This is a genomic window from Caballeronia grimmiae, assembly GCF_000698555.1.
Taxonomy (GTDB): domain Bacteria; phylum Pseudomonadota; class Gammaproteobacteria; order Burkholderiales; family Burkholderiaceae; genus Caballeronia; species Caballeronia grimmiae.
The window spans coordinates 195352-202827 of sequence record NZ_JFHE01000007.1; the positions used below are offsets into that span (position 1 = coordinate 195352).

The window sequence follows — 7476 nt, forward strand, 5'->3', positions numbered from 1 at the left end:
ATGTTGAGGAAGCGTATTGCAGCGTTCACGGCTGTGCTTGCGCTTGCGCCGTGCGTAACGCAAGCCGCATCACCCGACGACGATCCCGACAAGGTCGCGCGCTGGCTCGATTTCAAGGAAGGCGCCTTCAAGGGCCGCACGATCGATGCGCATGGCGATGCGGTCATCAAGCTGGATGCGCCCGCGCGTGCAGCGGATGCTGCCGTGGTGCCCATCGCAATCAACGCTCAATTTCCGCAAACGCCGGCGCGTTACATCAGCAAGGTCTATCTTTTCATCGACGAAAACCCGGAGCCGTATGCAGGCTCGTTCGAATTCACGCCGGAGTCGGGCCTCGCGAGTATCGAGACGCGCGTTCGCGTCGAAGACTACACGTTCATGCGCGTGATAGCCGAGACCAACGACGGCCAACTCTATAGCGCCGTGCGTTTCGTGAAGGCATCGGGAGGCTGTTCCGCTCCCGCCGACAAGGACGAGGACGCCGCCGAACGCTCAGCGGGCGCGGTGCGTTTGCAAGCCGAAGGCAAACCCGCAGGCGGCAAGCCCGAGCTTGCCCAAGTAATGGTTCGGCACCCTAACCGAACGGGCATGGCGATGAATCAGGTCACGCGAAACTACGCGACCGCCTATTTCATCCGCAAGGTGGCCATTACGTATGCGGACAAGCCGGTGATGACCGCGAACGTCAGCTTCTCGATCAGCGAGAACCCGAATTTCCGCTTCTATTTCTTGCCCAACGGAAATGGCGAACTGAAGGCGCATATCGAGGATACGAAAAACAAGACGTTCGAAAGCGCTGTCGCAATCGATGCGCAATCGGGTCCGCAAACGTCGGCCATGAAATGAGGGCCGCGATCGCTGCGCTTCTGTTCGCGTTCGCGCATGCTGCGATCGCCGCGCTCGCGGGCATGCCCGCACCGGTCGCCATCGCGCCGGGCGTGTATGCGTTCATCGGCACGGGCGACGCCGTTGCGCCCGCGAATCATGGCATCGTCGGGAATAACGGGTTCATCGTGGGGCCGAGCGGCGTAACGGTGATCGACACGGGGCCGTCGTATCGCTATGGCCGCGCGATGATCGAAGCCATCCGCAAAGTCACGCCGTTGCCGGTCAGACTCGTCATCATCACGCATCAGGCGCCGGAATTCGTGTTCGGCGCGGGGGCGTTTCGCGATCGCGACGTGCCCATACTGGCGCATGTTCGCACCGCGCAACTGATTCGCGAGCGATGCTCGATCTGTCTTGCGAACTTGCGGAAGACGCTGGGCGAAGACGAGATGGCCGGTTCTCGCGTGACGGTCCCGGATCGCACGATAGATGGCACGACGGAGATCGACAGCGGCGGACGCAAGCTGCAATTGCTGCACTTCGGCCCCGCCAGCACGCCGGGCGATCTCGCGGTCCTCGATACGCAAACGGGCGTGTTGTTCGCAGGCAGTCTCGTCTCCAATGGCCGCATTCCCGAGTTGCGCAACGAGCAGATTCCGGGCTGGCTTGGCGCACTGGAAAATCTTCGCGCACTCGATCTCAAGACCGTGGTTCCCGCATTCGGGTCGCCCCTCGACGGCGACGACATCATGCAAACAGGCGTCTATCTGCGTCAACTGGATGCGTCGGTGAGGCGTGCCTATAAGGACGGCGTCGGCCTGACCGATGCCATGCATTCGATCCAGACGCCCGAATTCAGCGGCTACAAGCTCTATGCGATTGCACAGCCGCAGAACGTGCAACGCCTTTATCTGCAGTTGGAAAAGCAATGACCACCGCCCCGAGGAGACAACGATGGCCCAGCTTGTAGCGCTCTACAAAACCCCGTCCGACAACCAGGCGTTCGACGCCCATTACACCTCGACGCACGCGCCGCTTGCGAAGAAAATGCCCGGGCTGAGAAGCTATCGGGTGAGCAGCGGGCCGGTGGCCGTGCCGCAAGGCGAGTCGCCGTATCATCTCGTGGCGCTGCTGGAGTTCGATTCGCTCGACGCCATCAAGTCCGCGCTTGCATCGCCCGAAGGTCAGGCGACTGCCGCCGATCTTGCGAACTTCGCGCAGGCCGGTGTCGATCTGCTGATGTTCGATACGAAAGACGCCTGAGCGCGGTTCAACGCGGTGCGCCCGAATCCGCCATGTCGTCGGAATCGACTTCCGGATCGGGCACGCTCAAGTCCTCGCGCCGGTGATTGATGACGAGAAACACGCTCATCAGCACGAGGAACGCGACGATGAGCAGCGTCGCGTTGAAGAAGACCCGTTCATAGCCCAGCTCGGCGACATTGATGAACCAGTACGGATAGAACGCCGACGCACTGCCGCGCCATAGCGTGATGAACAGATAGCACAGCGGATAGACGAGCCAGAGCGCACACCGTCGCCATGAAAGATGAAAGCGCGGCACGAATAACAGCCAGTAAAGCGCAGCAAGCAAGGGCACGACGGTATGCAGCATCTCGTTGACGAACGCGCGATACCCCGACGGCGTCCACCAGAAACGCAGCAGCGCGTTGTACGCGATGCCGACGAACACGATATACACCACGACCGCAGTCACGACAGTCGGCTGACGAAAGAAGCGCGCGATGGGCGCTTGCGCGCGTGTGGCGACGCACGTAAAGCAGAGCGCCGTCAGCAGCACGGTCAGATTCGTCAGATAGCTGCTCATGCGCGCGAGCCCTTCGATCACGGTCAGGCCGCGACCGAGCGAACGCGCGATGCTGAGGTCCATTTGCGCTGCGATGGCGAGCCACGCTATCAGCGCGATGGCGGCGGCTGTCGCCAGCGATGCGGTACTGGGCGTATGAAGCGGCAAGGGGTGCTCGTGCCGCGGCGAGTTCCTGGGTGGCTTGGGCATTCGCCCATTCTATCGGCGCATGAGACACCGTGCCGGGCACGCCTTGTTAGACGCGCGGACGTTGCGCCGCTTCTTCGACGACGCCGAGAAAGCGCGAGCCGGCATCTGCAAGCAAGCCCGAATTGTCGATACGAACGATGCGCGCGCCCGCGGGCACTTCCAGCGAGGGCTTGCGCGCCAGGCGCGCTTCGATCTGCCGCGCGTCTTCGCGTCCGCGCCGTGCGAGCCGTGCGGCCAGCACGGCAGGCGCGGCATCGATATGAACGAAGCGCGCATCGGGATAACGTGCGAGGGCCACGTGGGCATGTTGTCGCGAGCCGTTCACGACGACCGGCACGCCGCGCGCCAGCCACGCATCCAGCTCGATGCCGACGCCATAGCGCAAGCCGAGGCTTTCCCAATGCATCGCGAAGAGTCCATGTTCGACGCGCGATGCGAATTCGTCGTGCGTAAGCGCGATGTGGTTCTCGCCATCGCCGGATGCTCGCGTGATATAGCGATGCGCGAACATCACGCTCGCACCGACGCGCTCGCGTGCGAATGCCAGCAACGCGTCCTTGCCCGCGCCTGATGGGCCCATTACGTAGATCAGTCTTGCGCTGTCGAGCTGGTTCATGCCTCGTCCTGTGCGATGTTGAAGGGCAGACGCTGCCATAGTGCGAACGGTGCGCCGGGTTCCGGCTCGATGAACAACGCCGCGCCATGAACGGGAAGCGGCCCGAGTCGCGCGATGCGCGGCGCCCAGTGAGACGCGATCGACGTGCGCGCGTTCGCGTCATCGAGTGAATCGGACAGCGTCATGTGGAAGCGGTACTCGTCGAGCACATAGGGATAGCCCCATTCACGCAGCAGCGCGATCTGGCGTGCGCTCATGCCGTCGTGAATGCGCCGCCCGATGCTTTCGATCGAAGGCTTCGCCTGCAACGGTGCGATGGCCCGCAGCGCGCTTGCCGCAATGGTTCGCATGCGGGCGTCGTCACCGTCGTGCGCGGCGCGCAGTGCAACGAAGCCATTCATCTGCGCGATGCGCACCGCCATATCGAAGCGGACGATTCCGTTCGCCCACGCGCGAGCCGCCGCCTGCACGTCCGCCAGCGTGACGCCCGCTGCGCATCGAAACGGCGCAACGATGGTCGCGTGCCAGCCATAGCGACGCGGCGACTGGGTCCACGCGTGCATGGCCGCGTGCGTTTCGCGGCCGCTTTCCGCATCGCGGCCCAGCCATTCGCAGCCTTCCTGCCACCACGCGGACGAGGCGGGCGGCGCATAGTAAAGCGCCACGCGCGGACTGCTATCCGCAGCAATCGCCTTTGCCGTTTTATCATTCGATTCAGATGGGGCTGTCATTCGCATCGCCTGAATATCACGGTTCGATTGTAATGCTCTCGCGACCGCCATCCAGTCAGCCCGAACAACAATGCAAGCGCAACGGAACACTACGGACATGCTCATCAGGAACGCGCGAATCGTTACGCGCGATGAAACCTTCACCGGCGTCATGCGTCACGAAGACGGACGTATCGCCGACATCGCGGCGGGCAACACGGCGGCGCGCGACGCCATCGACTGGAACGGCGACTATCTGCTGCCGGGGCTTGTCGAACTGCATACGGACAACATCGAAAAGCATCTCGCGCCGCGCCCCGGCGTGCTATGGAATCACGAAGCGGCGATCATCGTGCACGACGCGCAAGTGGCGTCGGCGGGCATCACGACCGTATTCGACGCGCTCGGCGTGGGCTCGCGTCCCGATGACGCCCTGCGCGGCCGCGCGGTGCAGGTCGAGTGCGCCCATGCCATCGGCAAGCTCGCCGAGAGCGGGCTGTTGCGCGCGGATCACCTTCTGCACCTTCGCTGCGAAGTCGGCACATCGGATGTCGTCGAGGTCTTCGATTCGCTCAGCGCGCATCCGCTGTTCAGGCTCGCCTCGGTGATGGATCACACGCCGGGCCAGCGTCAATGGCAAGACCACGGGAAGTGGCGCGCGTTTCAGGAACGTCATGGCAAGTGGAGCGACGCGCACGCGCAAGCGACGCTCGAGCAATGGTCTGAGCAACAGGCGCGTTATGCGGCGGAGCATCGCAAGGCAATCGTCGAGCGTTGCAAAGGCCACAGCATACCGCTCGCAAGCCACGACGACACGCTCGTCGAACACGTCGAAGAAGCCGCGCGTGACGGCATCGCGCTCGCCGAATTTCCGACGACACTGGACGCAGCGCGCGCCGCGCACGCGCACGGCATCGCGACGATCATGGGCGCGCCGAACATCGTGCGCGGGGGATCGCACTCGGGCAACGTATCGGCGATGGAACTCGCACGCGAAGGGCTGCTGGATATCCTTTCTTCCGACTACGTGCCGTCGAGCCTGCTCATCGCGGTCTTCGATCTCGTCGATGGCGCAGGCTGGAGCTTGCCGCGTGCGGTGTCGGCTGTTTCGTGGGCACCGGCGCATGCAGCGGGGCTTCACGATCGCGGCGCGCTTGCCGTGGGCTTGCGAGCGGACTTCGTGCGGGTCGCGCGGGCGCAGGGGCTCGTCGTGCCGCGGGAAACCTATCGCGCGGGCCTGCGCGTCTGCTGACGATTCATGCGATTTCCGGGTATCCCCGCGTTGCGAAGGCATCCGTTGTTGCGTACTCTCACGCGCATCGCATAGTTCGCTATGTGAATCGCTGTTCGCGTAACGAACATGTGGCGAACATCTATTGCCTCTTACGTAAAGGGATTGAAGTGAGCAGAAGTCCTAGCGTGAACGTCCAGACGTTCATCAACGAGCATCCGTTCTCGCCGTTTCAGTGGCTCATCTTCGGGATGTGCTTCGTTATCGTCCTGCTGGATGGCTTCGATACCGCTGCGATCGGCTTCATCGCACCGTCGCTCGTCACGGAATGGCATATCAGCCGGCCCGCGCTGGCACCCGTGCTGAGCGCGGCGCTGTTCGGCCTCGCGGCGGGCGCGCTGCTGTCCGGGCCGCTGTCGGACCGGCTCGGCCGCCGGTCGATGCTGCTTTCATCGGTCATCCTCTTCGGCGTCGCATGCTTTGCATCGGCCTATTCGGCGGACATTACGCAACTCACGACGCTGCGCTTCGTCACGGGCCTGGGCCTCGGTGCGGCGATGCCCAACGCCGTCACGATGATGAGCGAGTTCTGCCCCGACAGCCGCCGCGCGACGCTCATCAATCTGATGTTCTGCGGCTTTCCGCTGGGCGCGGCGTTCGGCGGCTTTCTCGCGGCCTGGATGATTCCGCATTTCGGCTGGCGCAGCGTGCTGTTCCTCGGCGGCGTTGCACCGCTCCTGTTGTCGGTGCTGCTGCTCATCGCGCTGCCTGAATCGGTGCGATACATGGTGGCGAAGGCGAAGCCCGTCGACAAGGTTCGCGCGACGCTCGCGCGAATCTCGCATGACGCCCGCGACGCCGGCTCGTTCTTCATGACCGAAACCGCGCCCACGGTGCAAGGGCAGAGCGGCGTGAGCGTGGTGCTGTCGCGTTCCTACATCGTCGGCTCGATCATGCTGTGGCTCGCGTATTTCATGGGCCTCGTGATCTTCTATGCGTCCATCAACTGGATGCCGATCCTGCTCAAGGAATCCGGCCTCAGCCCGCAACGCGCGACGCTGATCTCCGCATTGTTCCCGCTGGGCGGCGTGGGCGCCGTGCTGCTCGGCGTGCTGATGGACAAGTTCAATGCGAACCGCATCATCGCAGCGTGCTATGCATTGACGGCGGTGAGCGTGTATTGCATCGGACAGGCGGCGGGCAACGTCGGACTGCTGGTGCTGGTCGTGTTCCTCGCGGGCGTGTTGATGAACACGGCGCAATCGTCGATGCCCGCGTTGGCCGCGGCGTTCTACCCGACGCAAGGCCGCGGCACGGGCGTCGCGTGGATGCTGGGCATCGGCCGCTTCGGCGGCATTGCGGGATCGTTCCTCGTCGCCGAGCTGACGCGTCTGCACTTCACGTTCGGCGGAATTTTCGCGGTGATCGCGGTGGCGGGCGTCATTTCGGCTGTCGCGTTGCTGATCAAGCAGGCGGCGCATCCGCAGTCCAGGACGTCGGGCGATCTCAAGGCCACGGGGCCGGTCGGACACTGAGCGTTCTTTATCGCAGATGATGTGACGTAGCCTCGCGTGGCTTTGCTGCGCGAGGCTTTTGTTTTTCTCGTCACCGATTCGTCAGACTGTGGCACGTCCCGTGCTCATGAGCGAATGCGACGAGCCGCCGTGCGTCACGCCGGCGCTCAGCATGTAGAACAATGCACGGATCGCATTCGCAACTGCTAACAGGAGTCTTTGGACATGAAACGTATCGCTCTCTCGTGCGCTGCTGGCGCATTCGCTCTCGTCTGTGCATCGGCATTCGCACAGGACAATCCGCCGAGTTCCGCTACGGGCCTGCAAGCCGGCGACAATGCGCAAACCACGACGCAAGGTTCAGGCACCTCGCACAAGTCGACGCACACGAAGAAGTCGCACGGCAGCCATTCGTCGTCGATGAAGACGGGTCCGTCGACCGCGCCCGGCGGCACTGCAACGCCGAGCGGCCCCGGCGCACCGGTCAGCGCAAGTGGCTCGGGCCAGTAAGCTTTAGCTCGGCCGATGTAAAAACGGGACGCTCGCGAGCGTCCCGTTTT

9 protein-coding genes are annotated in these 7476 nt (G+C 63.6%); 6 read left to right on the forward strand and 3 right to left on the reverse strand.

Features of this window, described 5'->3' with window-relative positions:
* The 3 genes from BG57_RS11190 to BG57_RS11200 are packed head-to-tail and all read left to right on the forward strand — an operon-like array spanning position 1 to position 2091.
* Positions 1-846 carry a quinoprotein dehydrogenase-associated SoxYZ-like carrier gene (locus BG57_RS11190; RefSeq protein WP_052005730.1) on the forward strand — a complete coding sequence of 282 codons (846 nt, stop codon included), beginning with the start codon at positions 1-3 and terminating at the stop codon, positions 844-846.
* On the forward strand, positions 843-1760 hold the full coding sequence (locus BG57_RS11195; RefSeq protein WP_052005719.1) for an MBL fold metallo-hydrolase: 918 nt from the start codon (positions 843-845) through the stop codon (positions 1758-1760). Before BG57_RS11190 ends, BG57_RS11195 begins: the two co-directional genes overlap by 4 nt.
* 22 nt (positions 1761-1782) lie before the next feature.
* Positions 1783-2091 (forward strand): EthD family reductase, encoded by a 309-nt coding sequence (locus BG57_RS11200; RefSeq protein WP_035963015.1) that lies wholly within the window; start codon positions 1783-1785, stop codon positions 2089-2091.
* 7 nt (positions 2092-2098) lie between these two features.
* On the opposite strand, the gene BG57_RS11205 is transcribed toward BG57_RS11200, so the two are convergent.
* Genes BG57_RS11205 through BG57_RS11215 form a run of 3 tightly spaced genes read right to left on the reverse strand, consistent with a single transcriptional unit; the run spans position 2099 to position 4192 of the window.
* A complete protein-coding gene (locus BG57_RS11205) occupies positions 2099-2845 on the reverse strand; it encodes a Pr6Pr family membrane protein (RefSeq protein ID WP_035963018.1) in 747 nt (248 codons plus the stop codon).
* A gap of 46 nt (positions 2846-2891) precedes the next feature.
* Entirely contained in the window at positions 2892-3461 is a 570-nt protein-coding gene (gene phnN, locus BG57_RS11210; protein WP_035963019.1) for a phosphonate metabolism protein/1,5-bisphosphokinase (PRPP-forming) PhnN, read from the reverse strand.
* Positions 3458-4192: a DUF1045 domain-containing protein gene (locus tag BG57_RS11215; protein WP_052005720.1), complete on the reverse strand. Its 735-nt coding sequence runs from the start codon at positions 4190-4192 to the stop codon at positions 3458-3460. Before BG57_RS11215 ends, phnN begins: the two co-directional genes overlap by 4 nt.
* Before the next feature lie 70 nt (positions 4193-4262).
* Between BG57_RS11215 and BG57_RS11220 the strand changes: the two genes are divergently transcribed.
* From BG57_RS11220 to BG57_RS11230, 3 genes are all read left to right on the forward strand, one after another.
* Complete coding sequence (locus tag BG57_RS11220; RefSeq protein ID WP_075583112.1) at positions 4263-5423, forward strand: alpha-D-ribose 1-methylphosphonate 5-triphosphate diphosphatase; 1161 nt, start codon at positions 4263-4265, stop codon at positions 5421-5423.
* 149 nt (positions 5424-5572) lie between these two features.
* The gene (locus BG57_RS11225; RefSeq protein ID WP_035963020.1) at positions 5573-6937 is read left to right on the forward strand and encodes an MFS transporter; all 1365 of its coding nucleotides are present in this window, start codon (positions 5573-5575) and stop codon (positions 6935-6937) included.
* 204 nt (positions 6938-7141) lie between these two features.
* Positions 7142-7426: a hypothetical protein gene (locus tag BG57_RS11230; RefSeq protein ID WP_052005721.1), complete on the forward strand. Its 285-nt coding sequence runs from the start codon at positions 7142-7144 to the stop codon at positions 7424-7426.
* Positions 7427-7476: the final 50 nt, after the last annotated feature.